This is a genomic window from Nitrosomonas ureae (genome assembly GCF_001455205.1).
Lineage (GTDB): Bacteria > Pseudomonadota > Gammaproteobacteria > Burkholderiales > Nitrosomonadaceae > Nitrosomonas > Nitrosomonas ureae.
The window spans coordinates 1,610,453-1,634,911 of sequence record NZ_CP013341.1 but is presented as its reverse complement, the minus strand read 5'-3'; the positions used below and the strand labels follow the sequence as shown (position 1 = coordinate 1,634,911).

At 42.7% G+C, this 24,459-nt stretch carries 21 protein-coding genes and 1 tRNA gene; 7 read left to right on the top strand and 15 right to left on the bottom strand.

The genetic code is table 11. The features are described 5' to 3' along the window. Window positions 1–141: 141 nt before the first annotated feature. The gene (locus tag ATY38_RS07490; protein ID WP_062558757.1) at window positions 142–1,005 is read left to right on the top strand and encodes an HDOD domain-containing protein; all 864 of its coding nucleotides are present in this window, start codon (window positions 142–144) and stop codon (window positions 1,003–1,005) included. 236 nt (window positions 1,006–1,241) lie between these two features. Here the strand turns inward: ATY38_RS07490 and ATY38_RS07485 are convergent, their stop codons facing one another. Next, the gene (locus ATY38_RS07485) at window positions 1,242–2,708 is read right to left on the bottom strand and encodes a sulfatase family protein (RefSeq protein WP_082633012.1); all 1,467 of its coding nucleotides are present in this window, start codon (window positions 2,706–2,708) and stop codon (window positions 1,242–1,244) included. Between the two features lie 102 nt (window positions 2,709–2,810). Continuing rightward, window positions 2,811–3,011 (bottom strand): hypothetical protein, encoded by a 201-nt coding sequence (locus ATY38_RS16480; RefSeq protein WP_235590426.1) that lies wholly within the window; start codon window positions 3,009–3,011, stop codon window positions 2,811–2,813. A 287-nt stretch (window positions 3,012–3,298) separates the two neighbouring features. Between ATY38_RS16480 and ATY38_RS07475 the strand changes: the two genes are divergently transcribed. Next, entirely contained in the window at window positions 3,299–4,471 is a 1,173-nt protein-coding gene (locus ATY38_RS07475) for an alkaline phosphatase PhoX (RefSeq protein WP_062558755.1), read from the top strand. Window positions 4,472–4,711: 240 nt separating this feature from the next. On the opposite strand, the gene ATY38_RS07470 is transcribed toward ATY38_RS07475, so the two are convergent. From ATY38_RS07470 to ATY38_RS07460, 3 genes are all read right to left on the bottom strand, one after another. Next, a complete protein-coding gene (locus tag ATY38_RS07470; protein WP_062558754.1) occupies window positions 4,712–5,023 on the bottom strand; it encodes a P-II family nitrogen regulator in 312 nt (103 codons plus the stop codon). A gap of 807 nt (window positions 5,024–5,830) precedes the next feature. Further along, the gene (locus tag ATY38_RS07465; protein ID WP_062558753.1) at window positions 5,831–6,994 is read right to left on the bottom strand and encodes a glycoside hydrolase 5 family protein; all 1,164 of its coding nucleotides are present in this window, start codon (window positions 6,992–6,994) and stop codon (window positions 5,831–5,833) included. Window positions 6,995–7,422: 428 nt separating this feature from the next. Continuing rightward, a tRNA-Asn gene (locus ATY38_RS07460) sits at window positions 7,423–7,498 on the bottom strand. A gap of 938 nt (window positions 7,499–8,436) precedes the next feature. On the opposite strand from ATY38_RS07460, the gene ATY38_RS07455 reads away from it, so the two are divergent. The 4 genes from ATY38_RS07455 (at window position 8,437) to ATY38_RS07440 (ending at window position 11,856) form a co-directional block, all read left to right on the top strand. Continuing rightward, window positions 8,437–9,096, top strand: coding sequence for a TorF family putative porin (locus tag ATY38_RS07455; protein ID WP_235590425.1), 660 nt, complete (start codon window positions 8,437–8,439; stop codon window positions 9,094–9,096). A gap of 126 nt (window positions 9,097–9,222) precedes the next feature. Further along, window positions 9,223–9,804 (top strand): RNA polymerase sigma factor, encoded by a 582-nt coding sequence (locus ATY38_RS07450; RefSeq protein ID WP_062558751.1) that lies wholly within the window; start codon window positions 9,223–9,225, stop codon window positions 9,802–9,804. Window positions 9,805–9,828: 24 nt separating this feature from the next. After that, window positions 9,829–10,518 (top strand): zf-HC2 domain-containing protein, encoded by a 690-nt coding sequence (locus tag ATY38_RS07445; protein WP_235590424.1) that lies wholly within the window; start codon window positions 9,829–9,831, stop codon window positions 10,516–10,518. Window positions 10,519–10,530: 12 nt separating this feature from the next. Continuing rightward, window positions 10,531–11,856: a S8 family peptidase gene (locus tag ATY38_RS07440; protein WP_062558749.1), complete on the top strand. Its 1,326-nt coding sequence runs from the start codon at window positions 10,531–10,533 to the stop codon at window positions 11,854–11,856. Between the two features lie 85 nt (window positions 11,857–11,941). On the opposite strand, the gene ATY38_RS07435 is transcribed toward ATY38_RS07440, so the two are convergent. From ATY38_RS07435 to ATY38_RS07390, 10 genes are all read right to left on the bottom strand, one after another. Further along, window positions 11,942–13,204 (bottom strand): hypothetical protein, encoded by a 1,263-nt coding sequence (locus ATY38_RS07435; RefSeq protein WP_062558748.1) that lies wholly within the window; start codon window positions 13,202–13,204, stop codon window positions 11,942–11,944. A 110-nt stretch (window positions 13,205–13,314) separates the two neighbouring features. After that, entirely contained in the window at window positions 13,315–14,079 is a 765-nt protein-coding gene (rsmA, locus tag ATY38_RS07430; RefSeq protein WP_062558747.1) for a 16S rRNA (adenine(1518)-N(6)/adenine(1519)-N(6))-dimethyltransferase RsmA, read from the bottom strand. Then, on the bottom strand, window positions 14,069–15,079 hold the full coding sequence (pdxA, locus tag ATY38_RS07425; RefSeq protein WP_062558746.1) for a 4-hydroxythreonine-4-phosphate dehydrogenase PdxA: 1,011 nt from the start codon (window positions 15,077–15,079) through the stop codon (window positions 14,069–14,071). Before pdxA ends, rsmA begins: the two co-directional genes overlap by 11 nt. After that, window positions 15,076–16,401 (bottom strand): peptidylprolyl isomerase, encoded by a 1,326-nt coding sequence (locus ATY38_RS07420; RefSeq protein ID WP_062558745.1) that lies wholly within the window; start codon window positions 16,399–16,401, stop codon window positions 15,076–15,078. Before ATY38_RS07420 ends, pdxA begins: the two co-directional genes overlap by 4 nt. Before the next feature lie 45 nt (window positions 16,402–16,446). Further along, window positions 16,447–18,663 (bottom strand): LPS-assembly protein LptD, encoded by a 2,217-nt coding sequence (locus ATY38_RS07415; RefSeq protein WP_062558744.1) that lies wholly within the window; start codon window positions 18,661–18,663, stop codon window positions 16,447–16,449. Window positions 18,664–18,854: 191 nt separating this feature from the next. Then, window positions 18,855–19,148, bottom strand: coding sequence for a DMT family protein (locus ATY38_RS07410; protein ID WP_062560142.1), 294 nt, complete (start codon window positions 19,146–19,148; stop codon window positions 18,855–18,857). Window positions 19,149–19,202: 54 nt separating this feature from the next. Further along, on the bottom strand, window positions 19,203–20,666 hold the full coding sequence (ubiD, locus tag ATY38_RS07405) for a 4-hydroxy-3-polyprenylbenzoate decarboxylase (RefSeq protein ID WP_062558743.1): 1,464 nt from the start codon (window positions 20,664–20,666) through the stop codon (window positions 19,203–19,205). 9 nt (window positions 20,667–20,675) lie between these two features. Next, window positions 20,676–21,545 carry a 4-hydroxybenzoate octaprenyltransferase gene (gene ubiA, locus ATY38_RS07400; protein WP_074701846.1) on the bottom strand — a complete coding sequence of 290 codons (870 nt, stop codon included), beginning with the start codon at window positions 21,543–21,545 and terminating at the stop codon, window positions 20,676–20,678. Next, window positions 21,542–22,084 carry a chorismate--pyruvate lyase family protein gene (locus ATY38_RS07395; RefSeq protein ID WP_062558742.1) on the bottom strand — a complete coding sequence of 181 codons (543 nt, stop codon included), beginning with the start codon at window positions 22,082–22,084 and terminating at the stop codon, window positions 21,542–21,544. Before ATY38_RS07395 ends, ubiA begins: the two co-directional genes overlap by 4 nt. A 334-nt stretch (window positions 22,085–22,418) precedes the next feature. Continuing rightward, window positions 22,419–23,159 carry a pteridine reductase gene (locus ATY38_RS07390; RefSeq protein ID WP_062558741.1) on the bottom strand — a complete coding sequence of 247 codons (741 nt, stop codon included), beginning with the start codon at window positions 23,157–23,159 and terminating at the stop codon, window positions 22,419–22,421. 64 nt (window positions 23,160–23,223) lie between these two features. On the opposite strand from ATY38_RS07390, the gene ATY38_RS07385 reads away from it, so the two are divergent. Next, a complete protein-coding gene (locus ATY38_RS07385) occupies window positions 23,224–24,411 on the top strand; it encodes a class I SAM-dependent methyltransferase (RefSeq protein ID WP_062558740.1) in 1,188 nt (395 codons plus the stop codon). The last annotated feature ends 48 nt before the right edge of the window (window positions 24,412–24,459 follow it).

The window sequence follows — 24,459 nt, the reverse complement described above, 5'->3', positions numbered from 1 at the left end:
AAGATAAATAATTGACCTGGCCATCCTATAAGAATACTCAGAACCCTATTGTGCATTAGTCTTATTTTTTAATTGATTATGGGCCATCAAGATGAATGAAATTGTATATCAAGAAATGGTAATCCATTGCGGGAGCATACTATGATTAACCCTATTGATTTGAAGCGATCCCTCGAGCACATCCACACACTGCCCGCCATGCCAGTTATTGCAAGAAAAATGCTGGCGTTAGCATTAAATACCGATGAGGGCGAAACTCAATTACTCAAACTCATCGCACAAGATCCACAAATTTCTGCACGTATTATCGGCTTGTCAAACGCTTCCTTATTTGGTTCTCCAGGCATGATTTCTTCTATCAGCGATGCAGCCATGCGTCTAGGATTAACACATATTAAATCTGTTGCCATCGGTATGGCAGCCATTTCAGCATTCACCAAGCCGCCTGAAGGAAAGCTGAAAGCAAGGGATTTATGGACTCACAGTCTCACTATCGCTTCTGTAATGCGCACCATCGCCAAACACATGCCCCCACGAATCCGCCCCATGGAAGATCAGATTTTCCTTGCAGGTCTCTTGCATGATATTGGCTATAACGTTCTAAGCTTCATCGCTAAAGATCTCAGCGATGCACTTCACGAAAGATTGAGAACAACTCCCGAAGCATCACTATTAGAGATAGAACACGGGCTACTGGACACTGACCATGGTGAGATCGGCGCACAACTTGGAACTTATTGGGAACTACCGGCGGAAATCATCGCCGTGATACGTTACCACCATATACCCGACAAAATGGATTCGCAAATGAATCAATCCTTAGCCAGACTGGTTAATATCGCAGAAAAATTACTACCTGACTTCGGGATTACTGAACACGCTGCACAAGAAATTACTGAACAGGAATGGATTAATCTAGGTATCGATCCCAGCGAAGTCGATGCAATTGCAGAAGAAATCCGAGTCATTGTTGTACAAGTCACACAGCTTGCCAATGCTGCTTGAGTACTCAAGATTTGATCAGAATTTTCTGATTTCTCATCTGAGCACTCCAGCATATAGCTAATCAGGAGAACATAAAATGCGAAAAAGTAATCATCGGTTATATATCGTACAGTTAGCATTTTTTGCTTTTCTTATCCTGACCATCGCACTCACCAGTTCATTAACACACGCAGCGTTTAACTCACATTCAACACAAAATATAAACTGCCTCGACTCCCCAACGAAGGTAATTTAGCTCAATCAGTTAACTTTACAAGCAAATCTGAAAATTTATTTTCGAGCGCTCTACAAGTATCACCTTTGCAAGCGAGCAATTCAGCGAGGGCACTCTGTAAAGAAGCAGAAGATTCACCCGTTAATTTTTCTGCAATATTATAAACAAGATCGGGATCCAACTGAGTATCGTACAGCTCTTTTAAAGGCACTCCCTGGAATGCGGATTCAAAATATGCATAGCTTTTAAATCGAATCCCAGCTTTCTGATCTACACCTGTTTCGATCAAAAAAGAGTTTCTGCTAAATGTTGTTTCTCTTGTTGATGTCTCTATCAATGTTCGAAATGATCGGCCATCGTAGCTGCTTCCAGAAAGCGAAACAGAAGCTAGCTCTAATATTGTTGGAAAAAAATCGGTATTGACAACAAGATCGTTACGAACCAAACCGCGCTGAACATTCGGCCCAGCCATTGCAAATGGAACGTGATGAGATTGATCATACAAATCAGCTTTCCCAACTTTGAAGCGATGTTCCCCAAACCAGTATCCGTTATCAGATGTGAAGATGAGGTAGGTTTCCCGTTCCTTAGAAGAATTTTGCAGCTGATCAATTAATTTTCCAACCATTTCATCTACAGATTGTAACGATCTTATACGCGCACGAAAATTATTGTCAATCCACTCAACATCTTCTGGTAGCAATAAAGAGTTGTTGCGCACATTAAAATTTTTCTTCGAAACATCTTCCTGATTAAATGATGCAAATCTAGGTGCATTCATGCCATTAAATAGATTCTTATGTCGCGTAGCGGGTATCGGCTGACGAGGGGATTCCGTTGATTCAATTGATGCATGAGCAGCATAGGGTGCAATCATCATAAAAAAAGGAGAATCCCCTAGTAGGGCTGCCTCAAGAAAATTTCTAGCGTGCATAGCAATAACATCTGTACCGTATTCTTCAGCGCTATCCCCGTAACTTTTAGTTATCCCATTCTCGTTAAGCTTATAGTTGAAGTACTTTGTGTTGACAAATGTGTACCAGTAATTCCAACCCGGGGGAATATAGCTTTCCGGATCTACTAAAGTCGATGTCCCATATTCGTTGAAATATTTGCCGAAGTAGGCCGTGCTATAACCGCTTTCCTGCAATTTTGTCGCGATTGTCGCTGACTCCAATCCGCTGTTATAGAATGCATCAAAACCACCGGATGGCCTAACATTGGATCTTACACCATGATTTGTCGTATACCTTCCGGTCAGAAAAGTTGCCCGTGATGGACAGCAAGCGGCATACGATACAAAGGTGTTTGTGAATCGAACGCCATTGACAGCAAAATACTCCTGTGTTCTTGGCATAAAACGTAGATCATCAGGGGTCATGTCATCTGTCAGTATGAATATGAAATTAGGCTTAGCTACTGCCGAGATGGGCATAGCAAGAAATGATGCTGAGAATACTAGAATTACTGCTAAAAAAGATTTGCTCATGGTTATATAGCTCTCTAATTAATAATTATGAAAAAATTTCTCTCACTAAACCAGAATTTTCAAACAAGCCATCCAATTTTCACCATTCCTGTTAGAAGTTCGTCAATCCCCCTTTTGCTGCGAAACATAAACATACCCCCCGATTCCACCCAGAATAATCCCCAGCGGGGCTGCAATAAAGATTCCGATCATGGGGCCTTGGTTGGTGTCTTTGGCGATAACCATCGGCCCTAAGAAACCTAGCGTAAAAAATAATCCTCCAAGAATTAACGCGCCTCCAATGACAGCAATGAGCGTATTCATTTTTTCTCCAGCAATCAGTTTCCATGCAAACCCAGCCGCTAGCGCAGCACAGGTCAGAGAAAAAAGTGTATTAAACCAATTGAAAAAGCTAGTCGTGATTGTAAGTATTGTGTTGATAAAAAACAGCACGGTTAAAAACATTAGAAGCGATACAATTGGTTTTAATATATGAATCATTGCTTAATACTTTCATCCCATAGATATAAAAAGATGCCGCATTGTAAACTATCTCGCCGCATAAAACCTGGTGTCTATCGTGAGGTTTAATACATAAGGCTATATGTAAAATGAAAATATCAGATCTAAAACGGCGTAAATTATTGCAGTATGGATTTATGAGCTTAGGGACGTTTTTTGGCAATACCCTGCTGCCTTCTCCAGTCAAAGCTGCCACTATGTCATTATCGCTAGCTGCACGCGGCAAACTTTTGTCGCCGGATCATAATGGTGTACGTTTACCAGCAGGGTTTACTTCACGTATCGTGGCGCACTCAGGTGAAAAGCTTTTTGACTATACTTGGCACGCCGCACCGGATGGCGGCGCCACTTTTGCTTCTCGGGATGGTGGCTGGATTTATGTTTCCAACTGCGAGCTGGAGAATCAAGCAGGCGGTGTAGGCGCATTACGTTTCAATGCACAGGGAGAACTGGTTAATGCGTATTCGATTTTGAGCCAAACCGACCGTAACTGTGCAGGTGGACATACGCCTTGGCAAACATGGCTATCATGTGAAGAAACCGATAAAGGACAGGTATGGGAATGCGATCCATTTGGCCACAAACCAGCACAGGCTAAAAAATCCTTAGGCTTATTTCGGCATGAAGCCATAGCGGTGGATACGCGCAACAAGCAGCTATACCTGACCGAAGACAAACCGGAAGGCCGATTTTATCGCTACACTGCACATTCATTCGATACTGCTGGTAATCCTAACCTGGATGACGGTGTTCTTGAAGTTGCCGAGGTAATTGACGATGGCACCGGCGCAATCCGCTGGCACGCGCTGACAGATCCATCAGCAGCCAATATGCCAACACGCAAACAAGTTCCCCGTAGCACCGCATTCGATGGCGGTGAAGGCATCTGGTATCACCAGAATTTTATCTACTTTGCCACTAAGGGGGATGATTGTGTGTGGGCTTTTGACATACAGAAACAACGTCTCAGCATCCTCTATAGTGCGGCATCAAGCCTCTCACCGGTGTTAACCGGCGTTGACAATATCACCGGCAATGCCGCAGGTGAATTGCTCGTGGCTGAGGATGGCGGCAGTATGCAAATTGTGGTGCTATCTGGAGATAATGTTTTACCCTTATTACAAGTAATTGGTCATGATCGTTCAGAAATAGCCGGCCCAGCTCTGAGCCCCGATGGATCACGGTTATATTTCAGTTCTCAGCGAGGCAAAACCGGAAATAGCGCGGATGGTGTGACATTTGAAATAACCGGTCCATTCTGACGTGATTTCTCGGATCTTCAGGAATCCGACAAGACTTCCAGCATTTGATACTTCCACAAATGAAAGTGATTGAAAAATTGTCTCAAATAAAGAAACAGAACAAGCAATACCTTATCTTATAGATTAAGAGTATCAGTCTGAAATTCAACCATTGAACACTATTTTACTCTCTCAAAAACAACAGCAATTTCTTGGACATGACACAAACAATTTCTCATTTGGATAATTTAAAACGTGCTCTTAATTATCGAAATGCGTTTGTGCATGGCAATCCGAAATCATACATATACCACCGAAACCTTTCATCGCGGGCTGCAACTCATTAAGTACTTTCTGTGCCAGATCTTCCTTACAAGCAAAAATTGTCACGGCATTTTCATCGGGTAGAATTCTATCATCAGGATTTCGGAGACCTCGCGCCCCCCGCCCTCCTGCATCCTTAATAACGGTATATCCGCGTATTCCGGATCTTTTGAGTAATTCAATTAACGCATCATGATATTCTATTTCTACAATGACTTCGAATCTTTTCATTGCTATTGAATTGTTCATTACTTCCTCCCAAAAAACATCATAATCACTAAATAACTTTAGGAAATTCTGATTAAGCTCTTCGACAAGCTTGAAACGAGACTGTGACGTATTGATTTTATGTGCCCTCAACATCCAAGATCACAAATGAATTAACCATATCAAAGCATCATTCAAGATATTGTTTTATATGTGCAGCGCGTTGTTTTATGAAACTATTCCTCTTCATCTCCCAGCCAATCCATAGGCCAATGACTTATGAAATGAAAGAGCATTCTTAGAGAGCTTCTGCTGAAAATGTTAAATCGGCATCAGTGAAACAACATATAAATTTGTCAATATACCCAGCGCGTTCAGCTTGTTATGCTTAATACCCCATTGTGCTTTCAATTAATTCCTCTCAAACATTGAGGCATGATGCCATCTTAATAGAATCGACACGATGTGCCTATTAAGGAAACTATTGTTTTTCCTTAAAGGAAACCATTAAACAAAGTAATCCAAGCGCTACAACGAGGAACAAAGAAAGAAAGGAATGCAATGAATGGTAAAGAAAATCGACACAAATATGTCGCTCGGTGTATAACGTGAAAGAAACTATGACTTACCTGAATGATGGAGACAGAGATCGTTTACCAAGCTGATGGTATTCAGAATAAGTATTCCTAACCAATGGCATAGCTTATCGGATGCAGCATAAGGAAATAAGGGGAAAATCTCCTAAAACATATATTGCAAGGTATCATCTGGAAATTATTCCCCATCAGCACAACAAAATTCTCACGGTTACGCAGAAAACTTTTAATGCTTACGAAAATGCCACGAACCTTAATCTATACAAGCTGCATACGCTGCTGGACATGCAGGATTCAACCCGCCAGCAGGGGTGTTTTTTTGTGCACTCATATTTAACACCTCCAATACTTGCTCGTAATGCTCTTCCCGTGTCCAGAAAATATAGTTGGCATGCAGGGTATCGCGTGCGAAAGCTAAAATCTGTGCAATAGTTGGCACATAGCCAGTTCCATCGCCTTTCGTATTTTCATAATTCTTTGGCATAACCGTTGGAACCATAGGTATCATCCCAGAGAAATCTGCATAGTAATTATAGATTCCCTTATCAAGTTCAAATTTCGTTATTTTATAAAGCAAACCTTCCTCCTCAATAAAAGTATCGGGACTACTCAATGCCGTCCCAATATTTTTTAGACTGCCTACGAATGATGCGAGGATTGAACGAGGATAGTTTACTTCTTGAATCGTCATTGTATTAGGAAAAAACAAACGCATTTGCTGATGCACGATGATCTTATTATTATAAAATTCAGCAACTTGAGCAATTGACAATGGTTCCTTAGGATTTCCCAGAGCGGTTTCTATCATGCTGATACCCTCAAAGTTGGGATGCGAGTTGTAACGCTCTCCCATTGCTTTGAATAAAGCAATCAAGCGATCCCGCACTTGGGGATTCCATAATTTAATATTCCGTCCTCTTATTACTGTGCTGCCATAGTCGCTAGTATAAAATTCACCACCATCATATTCGGCTGTCTTCAAATAATTGGGCACGACTTGCCTGCCATTAAATGATTTAGTTTGTACTTGAATAACAAGACGCTTCCCCCGGGCAGCCAGCTCGGCAAGACGTTTATCAATGGATGAGAAATCATACACACCTTCTGAATCTTCCAGATCCATCCAGAAATACCGGATCATCATTCCCTTCAATGCGGGCGTTGCATCGAGTTCGCTATATACCTGCGACAAGTATTCAGTGTTGTTTTTTCTCGAACCCTTTATTATGTAGTAGTGTCCCGGATGCCACTTCACTGCTGTGGAATCCGACGTTGCTGCTACAGCTCCTAATGGAACTAAAATCATACCTATACAAAATAATAGTGCAGCCCCAAAAATACATGCTTGGTTATTTTGCTTGTCAGTGATCGATGTCCTGAGACTGATTCCCAATAAGGTTTGAATATTACTTCTCATATACCATTCCCTTCTAAAGTTGAAAAATCAGAACTGTTTGAATGAAGCGCGTGATTTCATTTCAGAGACTTGTACAATCTATATCAGAAAGTAAAATGAGAGCGCTGTCCAGCAATTCTGTTATTTTGATTTGCTTTACCTCTGGGGTTTGCCAGATATCCAGTAAGGCATTGAAAAATTTTTAAGAATTGATCAGACAAAAAACCATATATGTCTAATCATTAAGCCTGTTTTCTCAGCATAACAGCGGCGACACGAAGGCATACGCCCCGAATGATGAAGGCCCGAATCTACAAGGGATATTAAAATTGTTGCGAGCTAAGCTCACGCAATGACAATCAAATCGAGACAAACGAACAACAATTTAGCACTGATAGATAATAATCGAAACAGATTCTTTGAGTGTAAAGATCCGGATTATATCTAATTGGCTCCCCGACCAGGGCTCGAACCTGGGACCTGCGGATTAACAGTCCGTCGCTCTACCGACTGAGCTATCAGGGAACTGGTAAGATGCGCATGTTAACGTTTTGAAGCTTTATGGTCAACCATGATATTCACTCAAATACAAAAATCATACTAAAAAAATTTTTGAGCCCTTACAGGCTTTGAGCTACTACCACAACAACATCGAACCGCACCTAATGCGCTCTACTGTATTCTATATTCCCAGCACACAGTTGAAAAAATATTCCATTTGCCGTCACAGTGATATATAACAACCTGATCACTCGGAATAAGCAGAGCAGCTCATGGATTATATGAAATAAACTAGCGGATAGTCATTAACGTGTATAGCAATTATCTTGCAGACCGCAAATCAAATAGCCTTGTTATTTATGTTCGCATGCTTCAACCTGTTCCCCCCATCCCCCGCTCGAATGCAGCCATTGGTACTCTAAAAAAAAATGATGTTACTGAGGCTGTTGTTATATAAAGCTTATTCAATCTTACGATCTCCCAATATAAATATACACTTAAAATGGATTAAGAAGACATAACGATCTTCTTTTAACAACCCAATCCCCTTCCATCGACAATGTTTATTCCATCAAAATTAAAAAAGTTCAAATCGTAAAGTGAATTTCTCATAGTCTTCGACTATATGATTGAAATAAAGAAATAAGTTAATTTCATAATGCTTCTTGTCCCATACTTCGTATAGAAAACCAATATACTTTGTTGCAGAATTAAGTGACAAAATAAAACGACAACAATCGAATTATCAAATTGAGAATCTACGCGACCAGACCTTTAACAAAGCACACCAATTTATCCCAATCATTTCTTTGTCTAGAAAATAAATATGCCCTCCCAATTAATTTCTAAATTACTGACTATTATTCTAATTTAATAAAATAACAGTGCGCTTATCCCACTTAAACAATATTGTTCTTGGACTCTTATTATGTCTTACTAATTCGTTGAATTGCTATGCCCAATTGAGTGGAAGCATTACTGGAACAACAGATTATTTTTGGCGTGGCTACTCGAAGAGTAACGGAAAACCAGCAGCGCAAGCCAATATGGATTATGAATTCAAATCCGGTATCTACCTGGGCTCAAATATTACAACTGTTAATTTTGCTGACTTTGGATTTGAAAATCGTTCTAATTTGGAATTCCGCCCTTACTTAGGCTGGGCCTATAAGGTATCTGATAACTGGCGATTTAATGCGGAATGGACACGCTACATTTTTAATGGAAAGATATTCGATCAAAAGGCCGATTATAACGAATTTTATATCTCAGGCCATTTTCGTGACTTACTGACATCCAATTTCTTTTTTTCTGAAAATAGCTATCAACAAAATCACCCGGCATTCGGATATGAGATTATCGGACGCTACTCAATTACTAATTCAATCCAAATATCCAGCACCTTAGGCTATAATAATCAGAAAAATATACTACAGTATAATTATCTTTACTGGACTGCCGGAGTAACTTGGCATTTTGCCCGCAATATAGGCGTAGATGTTCGTTATTATGGAGCCACGCATACTGCAACAAAGTATTATGCTCCATCATCTCTACATTGGGAGTTTCATCCACATGCCGTTGATGATCGTATATTATTCTCCTTTACTGTAGGATATTAATTTTTCAAAATTGCCTACCAGAATGAACCTTTTATTCAATATAAGTAATTAACGGGTAAATTTTAGTTGGCGTAGAATCAGTACAATAAATTTAATAAAAAACATGCGGAAATACCCGACTTAAAAATGATGCAAAAACCCTTTAGCTCGCAAGAACAACAGGCTAAGGAACGGCATTTGATCGCAGAAGCCGCGGCTGGCAATGGAAAAGCTTTCGAACAACTCTATCAACTCTATTTTAATCGGCTATATCAATTTATTTTTCGTGTTAATAGGCACCATGATTGTATTGAAGAAATTATCAATGATGTAATGTATGTGGTCTGGGAAAAGGCCGCCACTTATGATCAAACGTGTCGACCGTCAACATGGATTTTAGGTATCGCTTATTTAAAATCATTAAAAAGCGCCAAGCGGAATACAAAAAGAGAAGATGAGTCAGTTGAGTTTAATGATGAGCTAGATTACTTCCCTGACCGAAGAGTCCACTGGGTCTCGCAATTAGAAGACAGTAATTGGCTTGAAGCCGCACTTGAAAAGCTATCGGCGGAACAACGTGCCGTTGTGGAAATGACATACTTTCAAGGATTACACTACAGTGAAATTTCAGAAATTATGCAATGTCCGGAAAATACAGTAAAAACCAGAATGTTTCATGCACGCAAAATTTTAGCTAAATTTTTTCTAGAGCTTAATAGCAGGAGTTAACGGATGGTATTCACGCAGATCAAAATGACCAGTCAAAGTGAACATCAAAAGGCATGGGATCTTTTACCTTGGTATATAAACCGATCGTTAGATCCTATTGAACATGCGATTGTAAAAAATCATATTAAGACCTGCATTACGTGTAGAATCGAATTAAATCAACAAGAGCGACTGTTCAGGGATATTCAGCAAACTGATTTGCTACAACAAGTATCACAAGCATCTTTTGCTCAATTGAAAAAACGGATTGAAACACAACCAGAAGTTTATATTTCGAGTAAAAATACTGTTTTAAATAAAAATTTAATATTTCTTCCCTTCCAAATCCGGTTTCTTAGCTTTGCAAAATACACTGCTTTAGCAGCTAGCTTGCTCTTCCTGGCAGCACCGTTCATGTTTAATTCTTTGACTGTTCAGCCTGAAATAGAAGGTGCATACAGAACGCTAGCCAGCTCAACTGAAAGTGCAAACGATACAAATAACGTCGTTAGGGTTGTTTTTGCGGATCACCCTGATTCAGAGCAAATTGACGCCGTAGTGCACAGCGTTTCAGGACATATCATTAAAGGGCCCTCTCCAAATGGCGTTTACGAAGTTCGAATTGGTGATCATCAAACAGATTCTCAGCAAGTAAATGATGCAATTTTTCGTTTGCGAGAGCACTCATCTGTTATATTTGCTGAATTGGCTCAAGGGTTATCCGTGTCTGAATAGGTTCATACTTTGATGTTAAATAGCCATTTAAAAATCTATCTGGGTATTGCCTTATGGTTAATGGCAATGGTTTTTGCTTTTCCGGCAAAAGCCGGGCGGGACTTATTTATCGATCCTGAAGTTTATGATAGCAAACAAACAAATCGCATCATATTAGTAACCTACACTGATATGCACATCAGCAGCATCCCCATTGGGATGTCCAATCTAACCTATCGCCAAAGGGGCAGCTATAGCAGTTCGACCTGGAGCAAAAGAATAGCATCCAGTATTGGAGATGACTACAAATTAAAAATTCTTTCCCAGTGGTCAATCAGTGAGATTGGTGAGCACTGTGTTGTATATGCAATTGATGAGAATCGTTCTATCGATGAGGTCATTAATGCATTAACCAATGACCATCGCATCAGTGGTGTTCAAACAATGAGCACATTCCAAGTTATGGCAAGTAGTGAATACACTGATCCTTATTACCGCCTGCAAGCCAACATTCAATCAATGAATATCAATGAGATACATAAGCGGACTACGGGCAAAAATGTAACTATCGCAATCATTGATACCGGTGTTGATACCAGACATCCTGACTTGGAAGGCCAAATTCAGCACAGTAAGAATTTTGTTGCGCAAAAATCACTGGAACAGCAGCCAGCCAGCGAACTTCATGGTACAGCAGTTGCTGGAGTTATTGCAGCCAAGGCGAATAATGGGGAAGGCATAGTCGGTATTGCCCCGGATAGCAATGTAATCGCACTAAAAGCTTGTTGGGAAGTTAAAGCAGGTAGCCTTGAAGCCATCTGCAATAGTTTTACACTAGCATTAGCAATTAACTCAGCTATCGAGATGGAAGCAGATATTCTTAATTTAAGCTTAACTGGACCGTATGATCCTCTCTTGGCTAGATTGATCGAGAAAGCCGTTCAGCGCGGCATCATTATCATTGCTTCGAAAGCTGATAAAGACGACGAAGAATCAGGATTTCCAGCCCGGCAACCAGGCGTCATCGGTGTTAGCAGCATAAACGCCAACAATATCATGCAATCGTTATACGAAGATCATCTTCTTACCGTATATGCGCCGGGTGAGGAGATATTAACGACCTTGCCCAAAGGTACCTATGACTTTGTTTCCGGAAATTCTTTAGCAACAGCGCATGTTTCAGGTCTCACTGCTTTATTACTACAATTGAAGCGAGATTTAACGAATCATCAACTTTTCAATTTGTTAGTAAAAGCAAACGAGCCGAGCTTTCATAAAATATTCAGAAACCGTCAATTAAATAATGCAATTAAACTCACATTGAGGTCTGAAAAACAAAGCAAAAACAGAGTTAATTAATTGATTTATAAATAACATTAAATTATCTTGCAATAGAAAATAAATCTTTGGGATCCCATCAGTTAGTTTCATACAGCACATTCTATCAGTGCTCTCTAATCTTAATATTTACAGGTGCGCGGTTACTCTGAACCGACGTGCGAGTCTGATTTAACCCTAATACTGTAATGCGCTGTGCGACACTGAAACTGGGCACACCATCTTTGTCACGCAAAATAGATGACACTTTGTATTCTAGGCTTCTTGAATTTGAGTCAAAATGAATATCGTGTAACCAAATCCCGGCTCGTTGCACTTGCTGCTGCTCACACTCATATGAAAGATCCCAGCCGGTCAACAATGGTACAGCATAATCAAAGGGTAGATCTCTGATGCGGAATGTCTGAGTGCGAACAATACCATCGACATTTTTGCGGCAAATATCGGTTTTTCCAGTGCGGGAATTCAACGCCAAAAAATCTGCGCGCAATTTAACGCTAGTGCCACGGATCATTGCAGCACGTGCCTTGATTCGGTATGTGCGCGTGCTATTATCCTTAAACAATGTCTGCACGGCCCAGTGCGGACTGCCATCCAAACTGGGAAACATGCCGGATTGAGAGAGGCTGTACGCGGCTTGCAACAAGCGATAATCCACGCGATCTCCCCACTTGCAAGGCGGGAATCGCCACTCGCACTCAAATGTATCATCGAACTGAAAATCAAATCCACGCGGAATAATTGCAATGGTGGCGTTACCTTTTAACGTACCTCTGCTTCCAGTATTTTCCAGCGTAGCAAGTGCGCCCTGATTTTTGTCCTGTAGTGTTGAAACCTCAACTCCGTTGTAATCGTCTTCAATCGTGGCATCAAAAAAAACTGAGCGAAAGCCAAAACCGCTATAAAATACACAAAATTCATAAGCATCTTTGCGATTCTGATCATTTAGTCTACCTTGTGCTTCAAATACTAAAAAAGTAGAACCCTCACTCTTGATCACCTTACTATGCGTGATGTCCGCAAGCATCGAATTGACTTCGCGGTCGCCATGCAAGAATCGCAGATCCCAGCCATTCAATACCACTGTGCCTCTATCCACGTAACTCGGTAGTTCAATCCATTGAAGCACAGTAGCCGTCTCTTCACCACTGTCATGCTGAACACATTTACTTCCTTCAATCAGAATGAATTTTCCTTCATCTTCAAAAACCGTTCTTCCTTCTGACTTGAAGGTCAGTTGTTCAAAGGATGTCGGAGCTTTTATTTTATTCGTTGAATTGCTCGCTTTTTGTTCCTTGTAGTTGCTGGCGCAGGCGGGAAGCACGAGTAAAATGAATAACGCAAGCAACATATACCCGTAGCGAATCATTTACTCTCTCCAGAAGTTAGTATCGTCATATCACAACAAGCTTTCTTAATTCATTTTTGCAAAATCCTGTTGTTACTAGAATAACAAAATAATCCTGGCGGCTGGAATAATCAGGTTAAAAAATTGGTGATTGCAACAAATTTTTCCACTGATAAATTTTCCGCACGTAACCCAGAATCAATATCCAGCGCGCTAAAATCCTCCACAGTTAAATATTGTTGCAATGCATTACGCAAGGTTTTACGGCGCTGCGAAAATGCTGTTAATACAATTTGTGAGAATAATGTTTCATCAATAGCCATCAACAATGGTACCGGCCGGGGAATCATGCGCACTATAGCTGATTCGACCTTCGGTTGCGGACGAAAAGATTCTGCTGGGACGTCAAATACATATTCCATGTCGAAGCGGTACTGCAACATGATGGAAAGCCGCCCGTAATCGGATGTCCCCGGCACACCTACCATGCGCTCGACCACCTCCTTCTGCAACATGAAGTGCATATCCAGAATATGCTCAGAAAACTGGCTCAGGTGAAACAGTAACGGTGTAGAAATGTTATAAGGTAAATTACCGATAATTCGCAGTTGATTGCCAAGAGCAGAAAAATCAAACTGCAATGCATCAGCCGCATGAATGGTCATATTTTCATGCGAGAACTCGATCTTCAATTTATCGACAATGTCACGATCGATCTCCACCACATGCAAATGATCAATCACTTGCAGTAGAGGCCGCGTTAACGCCCCCAAGCCCGGTCCTATTTCAATGATGCGATCATCTTTCCGCGGATAAAATTCCGTTATAATTTTATTAATAATGTATTGATCAAAAAGAAAATTCTGACCGAAACGCTTACGGGGATTATGTCGCATGACTATAAAAGGATACTTGGTTACCGGCCAGTTGAGCAGCCATGTCAATGGCTGTCAATAGACTTCCGGCATTTGCCTTCCCGGTTGCAGCCAATTCCAGAGCCGTGCCATGATCAACTGAAGTTCGAATAATCGGCAATCCTAATGTGATATTTACGCCACCGCCAAAACTCGCGTGCTTCAAAACAGGCAACCCCTGATCGTGGTACATGGTGAAGATGCAATCATATTGTTTAAGTTGTGCAGGACTAAATAACGTATCCGCCGGAATAGGCCCGGCTAACTGCATGCCTTCAGCCCGTAGTTTATTCAAAGTGGGAATAATGATATCAATTTCTTCGCGTCCCAGATGACCGGATTCGCCCGCATGCGGATTAAGTCCCGCGACCGCGATACGTGGTTTATCGAGCATGAAACGGGTGATTAAATCACGCTGAAGAATACGCAATTTACATTCAATGCTGTCTGCAGTAATCGCCTTTGCCACATCCTTGAGTGGCAAATGAGTTGTCGCGAGAGCGACACGCATGTTTCCACCCACTAGCATCATGACAACCGGGCTATGCATCAATTCCGACAAGTACTCTGTATGGCCGGTAAAAGAAAAACCGGCATCATTAATCACTCCCTTATGCACCGGTGCAGTCACCGTGCCGTTAAATTGTTCTGATTTACACGCTTCAACAGCGCGATCCAATGTGGCCAAAACATATCGTGCATTTGCCGGATTAAGCCTCCCTGGTACTACCGGTTCCGCAGTAGGAATGTGCAAAATCTGCAAACTTCCCGCAGTATGCTGAGCCGGAGAAATCGCAGAAACCTCGATCAGATTTAAAGGAAGTCCAAGTTGTTTCGCACGTTGCAGCAATACGTCGCCATCTGCAATCACCACCAGCTTGCATGACAATGATTGTTGTGCGATCTGTACGCATAAATCGGGACCGATTCCTGCCGGTTCTCCTGCAGTAAGTGCCAATGCCGGAATGAATTTTTGATTCATAATTCCTGATCCAGACGATATTCGATATAGGCTTGATCACGCAATTGCTGTAACCAATCCTGAATAACCACATCGGCCTTGCGAGTCCTTATCGCTTGTCGCGCTGATTGTCTGCGTCGGTCAAGACTGATATCCTGAGTACGACGCTCCATAACTTGAATTAAATGCCAGCCAAATTGAGATCTTACCGGATCACTGATTTCACCGGGTAACAGCGCATTCATCACCCGCTCGAAATCCGGCACGGTATCCCCGGGTGAAAGCCAGCCCAAATCGCCACCGGATGATGCACTGGCATCTTCAGAGTAGAGCTTGGCAACCTCTTCAAAACTTTCCCCTCGATCCAATCGATCTTTAAGCGCAAGAATTTTTAGCTTCCCATCGTTCTCAGAAGTCAATTCATTGATCTTTATTAATATATGACGTGCATGAGTTTGGTCAATAATGACCGTCGGCGTTTCCTGAGCACGCCTACCCAGTAATTTAAAGATATGAAAACCATTCGGGCTTTGCACGATTGATGTGATATCACCTGGCTGAAGCACTTCCAGTATTTGAGCAAAAGCCGGTCCCATTTGAGAAATTGGGCGCCATTCGATGATACCGCCATTTTTTGCATCTGCCGCATCAGAAAATTCAGAAACTATCTGTGAAAATTCAACACCTTCTCTCAATCTGGTCAAAGCCATTTCAGCACGTTCGGCTCTTTGCTGGATCTGATCTGCGGTCATGTTTTCCGGTACCAGGATCATAATATGAGCGAGACGATACTCATCATCACCCACAGCCGATGCTTCCTGAGTCTGCAAAAAATTATCCACTTCTCCTTCTGTAACATTGACCTGATGTTTAACCTCCCGTTCTTTAAGTCGTGCGATAATCATTTCTTCCCGAATTTCTTCGCGAAACTTGTTATAGCTGATGCCGTCATTCTCCAGCACAGTATGAAATTCAGGCAAAGTTAATTGATTATCTAGGGCAATGCGGTTAATAGTTTCATCCAATTCAGGTTCAGCAACGGACAAACCGACTTCCTGTGCATGTTGGATCTGTATGCGTTTGGTAATAACAGACTCCAGTACCTGTTCTTCCAAAATATGCTGATCCGGTATTTGCATTCCTTGTTGCTGCATTCGGCTGATAGCTGTTTTTATTGCCTCATCAAGTTCATGGCGGGTAATCACGTCTTCATTCACAACAGCGACTATGTGATTAATCGGCTTAGCTTCCGGAACAAACGCCAATTCTTGTGCGGTAATTTGAGCTGGTATGAGGATAATGGTCAGTATCAGAAAAATCCAAAAATCGTTTTTTTGATGCATAGAATGATGATACGTGATGAATACAATAATGCAAAACCAATATAATTAATGAACGCTGGTATATCCAGGAATCGTCTGCTGCAATACTTGCAGCGGGTTGTTACCTAGCCCCATCAATCCTTTGAGCTCCAGTTGCAAAAAAAATGCTGTTGTTGTTGTCTGTGTTGCTGTCGTCAATCGTTGCAATACTACCCTTAAAGCCCAGCAACAAGAGTTGTATTCAAGTCCTGCCAGACCTGCCAGAATTTTATCGTCGTTTAATGAATAATTTACCCGCGTAACACCACGCAAATTCCCATAAATAGGCCACTGCATCGACGTGTCGACTTGTTCAATGGATGTGTCGACTTGTTCACGTACATCACGTGTAAAGCGATAACCAAAGTTTAGGACCTTTCCAGGTTCCGGTTGATAACTGATACCACTGCGGATTTTTTCAATCACCCCTTTGGATTGATCGATCTGAACATTCGAATCGGTGCTGATTTCCTGGGTTAAACGACCTGAGATGGCAGCAATAAAATCCGATCTTCCGCTGGTCACCTGCGGCAACGGCAACTGAATTCTGGGGTCAGTGAAATTCACCATCTGACCGACAGCCAATCGCAAAAATTCGATGCCTGTATCCTTATCAACGAAACGGGATGTAAGGGCCGCTACCGCACGATTGGCATCGTTAATACGGTCACCGCCACTGAACTTGTTTTCGGTCAGCATCTGCGCAAAGCTGAAGTCATTGACTGCCGAATCGAAATTCGGCAAATAATCCTGATTACGATAGGGTGCATAAACATAAAACAAACGTGGCTCAAGCGTCTGAATAATATTCCTATCACCCAAATTCAATTGACGATCAAATGCAATTCCACTATCCAGACTTACAATGGGAACCGTGCGATCCACGTTTTCCCCCTTGGTATCGACCGGGGCCGCCAGATTATAATGCGTGTAATGCAAGCCGAATTTGGGGGTAATATAGCCATATTCATTGCGTAATGGCGCACTGACGCTGGGATAAAAAATAGTCCGATTTCCGTCCACAAGCGTCGGATGATAAAAATTCGTCCAACTACTCTGCAGTTCAAAATCCAGTTTCCCACCCACATTATATTTGGCCGCATTCACAGCAAAATGCGGCAATCTTTCATAAGGTGACACAATTAATGCAAAGGGTTCCTGAATAGTCTGAAAACGTTGCGCAAATCCGGTGAAATTCAATACACCGTCTGTTCCCAACCTACCGTTATAATTCACCCCTCCCTGTTGCGACAAGTTGACCAAACTGGTTTGCGCCAGATTGGGTGTTAGCTCACGAAAATAACGATCATCCGATACTTGGTTGTAATTCATAAAGCCCTGCCACCCTTTCCCAAGATTTTGCGTGTGCGTAAATAAAATACCCCAGCGGGTTTGATTTCTAACAATATCATGCGGCAAGATATCAAGCTGCAGATGGCCGTTCATATTGTTATTACCGATATACCGAAACTCATTACTCAGCAAGAAACCGCGCTCAGTCATAATCCGTGGTGTTATCGTGGCATCAATATTGGGGGCAATATTCAGATAAACCGGCAAACCTACATCAAAACCGGTTCTAACGTTATACCCCGCAACAGGAGTCAGTAACCCGGACTTACGTTTACCGCTATAGGAAAAATCCAGCCAGGGTGAATATAAAAGCGGAACATCTTTAAACACGACACTGACATGACGTGCAGTGCCCACTTCTTTTTTGTTATCAATTTCCAATTCCTTGGCACGCAAATACCAATCATGATTTCCTTCCGGGCAAGCAGTATAGTTGGTATCTTTAATCCGGTAATTATCTTTACCTTCGAACAACAAGATATCGCCTGCACCGCGCCCCTTGCCTTCTTTCATCGAATAACGCGGCTCGGTTAACTGACCTACTTCGGTTTTAAGGTTAATTTCAAGCCGTTGCCCTTGCAGGACATCGTTGGGTCGTTCCAAACGAACACTACCTTCAACCTCTGCATCTTCCGTTTGCTGATAATATTTCATCCGATCCGCAGTGAGAACATTATCGCCATGATGTAACACCGCATCTCCAACCGCTTCGATTTCCTGCTTGTAATAACCAGTAATCCTGTCAGCCTCAATCAGTACCGGTTTTTTCTGCGGTTTTATGATTGATTTTTGCTCGCTTTCCAGTTTGACGGGAGATGATTCATTGCTCCAGCAGGTCAGCGGCAAGCCAAGCAAAATGAGAAAGAAAATGCTTCGGATAATTTGTTTCATTATTTTACTGCTAGTTTAGAAAATCCCGGTGAAATTGATTCAATTGCGCACTTTTTCTTTTGTTTTGATTCATACACCCGGATAACCTCAATATGACTATTCAAATTACTAGCTATTGTACTATCTCTTTTAACAGGCAATCTATCAAAAAACAGAATTATAATTCAGCAAGATAGCAAAATTATAATTATTTATCGCGCGCGAAACATAAAATAAACCGCTCCCATCATGCACAACGCAGCCCACAAATAATCCAGCTTTAGCGGCTCTTTCAAATACAGTAACGCAAAAGGCACAAAAACCGTTAGTGTGATTACTTCCTGGAGTATTTTAAGTTGTGCGACTGACAACACGGTATATCCGATCCGGTTAGCAGGAACTTGCAACATATATTCAAAAAATGCAATGCCCCAACTGATCAATGCGGCAATTATCCACGGTTTGTGATTGAGTTCTTTTAAATGGGCATACCAGGCAAATGTCATAAAGACATTGCTGATAATCAATAAAAAAAACGGTTTGCCAAATCTCACGCAAAATTAAATCTCCAAATCACTCCAGATTGCATCAATTCGTTGCTTGATCGCCGCATCCATCACAATCGGCGTTCCCCACTCCCGATTTGTTTCACCTGGAAATTTATTCGTCGCATCCAGCCCCATCTTGCCACCCAACCCCGAGATCGGGCTGGCAAAATCCAGATAATCAATCGGTGTATTTTCAACCAGCAAAGTATCGCGTACCGGATCAACCCGGGTAGTAATCGCCCATATCACTTCTTTCCAGTCGCGCACATTAATATCTTCGTCGGTGACAATAATGAATTTGGTATACATAAATTGACGTAAAAAACTCCAGATACCGAACATCACGCGCTTGCTATGCCCTGCATATTGCTTTTTCATACTGACTACCGCCATACGATATGAGCATCCTTCAGGCGGCAGGTAAAAATCAGTGATTTCCGGAAATTGCTTTTGCAGCAACGGTACGAACACTTCATTCAACGCCACACCGAGAATCGCCGGTTCATCGGGCGGTTTTCCGGTATAAGTGGAATGATAAATCGGATTGCGTCGCATCGTAATGCGATCGATCGTAAATACCGGAAAAGTTTCCTGTTCATTGTAATAACCGGTATGGTCGCCGTAAGGCCCTTCCAGCGCAGTTTCTCCAGGATGGATAGCGCCTTCCAGCACGATTTCTGCGCTTGCCGGTACTTGCAGGGTATTGCCGATACATTTCACCACTTCCGTTTTGGCACCACGCAACAAACCGGCAAATTGGTATTCGCTTAAGGTATCAGGCACCGGGGTCACCGCACCCAGGATAGTCGCTGGATCAGCGCCCAACGCCACTGCCAAAGGATAAGGCTTGTCGGGATATAGCAGGTTGAATTCACGAAAATCCAGTGCCCCACCCCGATGTGCTAACCAGCGCATGATAACTTTATTGGGACCAATCACCTGCTGGCGGTAAATACCCAGATTCTGACGCGTTTTGTGCGGCCCTCGTGTTACCGTCAGACCCCAGGTGATCAATGGCGCAACATCCCCCGGCCAGCACGTTTGAATCGGTATTCGGCTTAGATCGACATCATTCCCCTCCCACACCACTTCCTGACACGGCGCACTGCTTAATTCTTTGGGCGCCATATTCAGCACTTGTTTCAGTACTGGCAATTTATCCCAAGCATCCTTCAATCCTTTCGGCGGATCAGGTTCTTTCAGATAGGCTAATAACTTACCGACTTCGCGCAACGCTTCGACTGATTCCTGCCCCATCCCGAGTGCAACCCGTTTTGGTGTACCGAACAAATTTCCCAGTACCGGTATGTCATATCCTTTTGGACGTTCAAAGAGGATTGCCGGCCCCTGTTTTTTAAGGATACGATCACAGATTTCCGTCATCTCCAACACGGGATCAATTTCTGTTTGAACACGCTTCAGTTCACCCATTACTTCCAGCTGTCCCAAAAAATCGCGCAAATCTTTATATCGCATAAGAAATCCTTAATGCTGAAAAATCAGGAAGTCGAGCGCGATGCCAACAAACACCACCAAGCCTACCCAGTTATTATGCAAAAATGCTTTAAAACACAACGCTCGCTCACGGTTACGAATTAACGTGTATTGGTATGCGATCAACCCCGCTGCCACCACTAGCCCGGCGTAATAGGCCAAATTCATCTGCTGCCACTGACCGATTACAACCATAACCACAATAAAACAAACATGACATATCATCACACCCAATACATCGAACTCACCCAAAGTAATCGCCGAAGTCTTGATTCCAATTTTCAAATCATCCGGCTTATCGACCATGGCATATGCAGTGTCATAAGCTATGACCCAAAACAAATTGGCCAGCATTAAGATTCCGGTAATCATTGGCAAGCTATTCGTTTGCGCAGCAAAAGCCATCGGAATGCCAAAACTGAATGCGATTCCCAGATAAGCTTGCGGCATTGCAAAAAAACGTTTAGTAAAAGGATACGTCCCTGCCAAGAAAAGAGCCGGCACGGATAGGAGAATAGTCAATTGATTTAATGGCAAGATTAGCAAGAACGCTCCCATACTCAATCCCGCCGCCAGCAGCAAGGCTTCTTTGGAACTGACCCGGCCCGCCGCCATCGGTCGATTCTTAGTGCGCTCGACATAAGGATCAATTTCGCGATCGGCAAAATCATTGATAACACAGCCCGCCGAGCGCATCAGCACGGTGCCCAAAACAAAAATAAGCAAAATATGCCCATCGGGTAATCCCTTTGCCGCAAACCACAGCCCCCAAAGCATCGGCCACAACAAGAGCAAAATTCCAATCGGCTTGTCCAGCCGCATCAATTGTGAATAAGTTTTAATTCGATCAGCAATATTCACAAGGGTAAATCCAAAATTGCTGGCAAAAATACCTCCGTTACTAAAATCGATTGCTCGTGCAACGTAAATAAAGAACGCCGAGCCCATAGATAATGGGGTTTTTCTGGCAAACATGCGCAAGCCCGATCATACAAAAAATGGCCACGGCTTATTTTTTTAAATTCCAGTGGTGTGCGCTTGATTCTTGGGTTGGTAAATAACACCGTCCCTAAAGATTTATTACCCAAGCCACTTAATCCTCGCCACGCACCTCGCAAGTCTTTATGCGCTACCACCGAATGCGCAAACACTACAGGCGTGGAGTCACAATAGAGATACACTTCCCGCACCATCGCCAACTCACTCGCGCGCAATCCCATCATTCTTTGCTCATCCTCATAAATTCTGCTGAGTGATTGAAAAACACGCTTGACACAAAACTTCACGCAACGATCCTGGATACGGCGCGTCAAGGATCCCCGGTCCTGCAACCAGACACGGTGATGGTATGAAATACATGTCAGTGCAGCACGCCATGCCAATGGATGGACTTTATTCATTGTGGCAAAGCAAATAATTGGGATAATTGCATGACGCGTAATTTTCTACTGCTACTGAAATCAGGCAAGCCGCTCTAAGCTAAGAATTGTTGGAACGGAATTATACAATAGTCTCAATGCCGGAATGACATAGCCCGCTAAAACTATCGTAGTGGATCAAACAACCAAAACCACATAAATATATAACTATCAATAATCAATTTCTTATCGTAACCATGGTAACTGTTATTATCTATATAATATTTGAAATAATTCCTTAAAATTGTTTGATGTCGAGAGAAAAATCAACTACGGTGATAGAAATACTTCTATGGTATCCATCTCATTTCATGAACTATAAATGAATACTGCGCCCGCCATCCACTGCAATAATTTGTCCTGTAATATAAGGCGCATCAGCAATTAAAAATTGCACGGTTTTAGCAATATCATTCGGTTCACCACAGCGCTTGAGCAAGGTACTGGCGATTATCTGCTGACGCGTTGCTTCATCCTCCCAGATACCATCTTGGGGCCATAAGATGGGGCCCGGAGAAACTCCATTGACACGAACATCGGGCGCCATCTCCACCGCCAGGGATTTGGTCAGCGCTAACAATCCGCCTTTGGCGGCATTATAAATCACATAATTCTTCAGCGGCCGCTCGGTATGAATATCTACAATATTCACGATACATCCCCTCTGCTCTTTAAGATATGGCGCTACTGCTTGGGTCAGAAAAAGGGGTGCTTGAAGATTGCTGCCAACAAGATCGTTCCAATCTTCCAATGAGCATTGAGAAAGCAGTGTCGGAAAAAAACTTGAAGCATTGTTAATCAGCACGTCCAGTTGCCCAAAACAGTTAACTGCCTTTTTCACCCATTTGGAAAATGATCCAATCTCTAACAAATTGGCCTGCACCAAAGCCACCGAATCAGCCCGTTCCCGATTCAATTCATCATGCAATAACTTGGCCTCTTCGAATGAAGACCGATAATGCACAATCAATCTGGCACCCTGTGCATGCAATCTGCGGCAGATAGCTGCGCCTACCCGTTTCGCCCCCCCCGTAACCAGAATCACTTTTCCCTGCACTCATACCTCCTTCAAGTACTGCTACACTATTTGCTTTTGCAATTTACCATAAAGAAACTTGCTTATGTCTTTACATACTTCCTTCCCTCTTGCCAGCGAAATCGCGCTGGCTCACAGTCAATCAGTATTGACCCTGATAAAAGAGCAGATTCTTGCTTCAGGCGGATGGATTTCTTTCGAGCAATTTATGAATCTAGCGCTGTATGCACCTGGAATGGGTTACTACAGCAGTGGCGCAACCAAATTAGGTAGTGCCGGAGATTTTGTCACCGCGCCAGAAATTTCTTCATTATTTGGTCGCACTCTGGCACTCCAACTAGCGCAAATTTCCCAACAGCTTAAGCAGGCTGCTATTCTGGAGTTTGGTGCGGGATCGGGCAAGCTGGCGCTCGATATATTGCTCGAGCTGGAAAAAACCGCTGCATTACCGCAGAAATATTTGATTCTGGAAGTAAGCGCCGAACTGCGCCAGCGGCAACAAACGCTACTGACTAGCGAGGCACCCCACCTCATGCATCGCGTGGAATGGCTGGAGCAGCTACCCGATCCATTTAGCGGCATTATACTAGCCAATGAAGTACTGGATGCAATGCCGGTGCATTTGGCCGTATGGCAGGATGATGCCATCTTAGAACGTGGAGTGATCTGGCAAAACAATCAATTCGCCTGGCAAGATCGGCCCGTGCACGATACTGATCTTTATGCAATTTGCAGTCAATTAACACCCCGCATTAATCCCGACAATCAATCAGGTCTTGAATATGTCAGCGAGATCAATCTTGCCGCGGCTGGTTTTATACGCAGCTTAGCCAAAATCCTCCAGCAAGGCGTTATCCTATTGATTGACTATGGATTTGGATGCAATGAATACTATCACCCTCAGCGCAACCAAGGCACATTAATGTGCCATTATCGCCACCACGCCCATGACAATCCCTTTTATCTCCCCGGCCTGCAGGATATCACCAGCCATGTTGATTTCAGTGCGATCACGGATGCCGCGGTCGATAGCGACCTTACACTTCTGGGTTATACGACCCAGGCTTTTTTTCTGATTAACTCCGGAATTACCCAAATTCTGGCACAAACACCCATCGAAGATATTACCCGCTACTTGCCACAATCCAATCAATTGCAAAAACTGGTCAACCCTGCCGAAATGGGCGAATTATTCAAAGTTATCGCCTATGGAAAAGAATTTACTGAACCGCTGATCGGGTTTGGCACTGGAGATATGAGCCGCTTATTATAAAATATTCCGAAAAAACAGCGCCCGACAATCACAGGCCCTGCGCCACAC

Coding starts and splice junctions, on each gene's coding strand:
- ATY38_RS07490 (WP_062558757.1), top strand. CDS start 142: ATGATTAACCCTATTGATTTGAAGCGATCCCTCGAGCACATCCACACA.
- ATY38_RS07485 (WP_082633012.1), bottom strand. CDS start 2,708: ATGAGCAAATCTTTTTTAGCAGTAATTCTAGTATTCTCAGCATCATTT.
- ATY38_RS16480 (WP_235590426.1), bottom strand. CDS start 3,011: ATGAATACGCTCATTGCTGTCATTGGAGGCGCGTTAATTCTTGGAGGA.
- ATY38_RS07475 (WP_062558755.1), top strand. CDS start 3,299: ATGAAAATATCAGATCTAAAACGGCGTAAATTATTGCAGTATGGATTT.
- ATY38_RS07470 (WP_062558754.1), bottom strand. CDS start 5,023: ATGAACAATTCAATAGCAATGAAAAGATTCGAAGTCATTGTAGAAATA.
- ATY38_RS07465 (WP_062558753.1), bottom strand. CDS start 6,994: ATGAGAAGTAATATTCAAACCTTATTGGGAATCAGTCTCAGGACATCG.
- ATY38_RS07450 (WP_062558751.1), top strand. CDS start 9,223: ATGATGCAAAAACCCTTTAGCTCGCAAGAACAACAGGCTAAGGAACGG.
- ATY38_RS07445 (WP_235590424.1), top strand. CDS start 9,829: ATGACCAGTCAAAGTGAACATCAAAAGGCATGGGATCTTTTACCTTGG.
- ATY38_RS07440 (WP_062558749.1), top strand. CDS start 10,531: ATGTTAAATAGCCATTTAAAAATCTATCTGGGTATTGCCTTATGGTTA.
- ATY38_RS07435 (WP_062558748.1), bottom strand. CDS start 13,204: ATGATTCGCTACGGGTATATGTTGCTTGCGTTATTCATTTTACTCGTG.
- rsmA (WP_062558747.1), bottom strand. CDS start 14,079: ATGCGACATAATCCCCGTAAGCGTTTCGGTCAGAATTTTCTTTTTGAT.
- pdxA (WP_062558746.1), bottom strand. CDS start 15,079: ATGAATCAAAAATTCATTCCGGCATTGGCACTTACTGCAGGAGAACCG.
- ATY38_RS07420 (WP_062558745.1), bottom strand. CDS start 16,401: ATGCATCAAAAAAACGATTTTTGGATTTTTCTGATACTGACCATTATC.
- ATY38_RS07415 (WP_062558744.1), bottom strand. CDS start 18,663: ATGAAACAAATTATCCGAAGCATTTTCTTTCTCATTTTGCTTGGCTTG.
- ATY38_RS07410 (WP_062560142.1), bottom strand. CDS start 19,148: ATGACATTTGCCTGGTATGCCCATTTAAAAGAACTCAATCACAAACCG.
- ubiD (WP_062558743.1), bottom strand. CDS start 20,666: ATGCGATATAAAGATTTGCGCGATTTTTTGGGACAGCTGGAAGTAATG.
- ATY38_RS07395 (WP_062558742.1), bottom strand. CDS start 22,084: ATGAATAAAGTCCATCCATTGGCATGGCGTGCTGCACTGACATGTATT.
- ATY38_RS07385 (WP_062558740.1), top strand. CDS start 23,224: ATGTCTTTACATACTTCCTTCCCTCTTGCCAGCGAAATCGCGCTGGCT.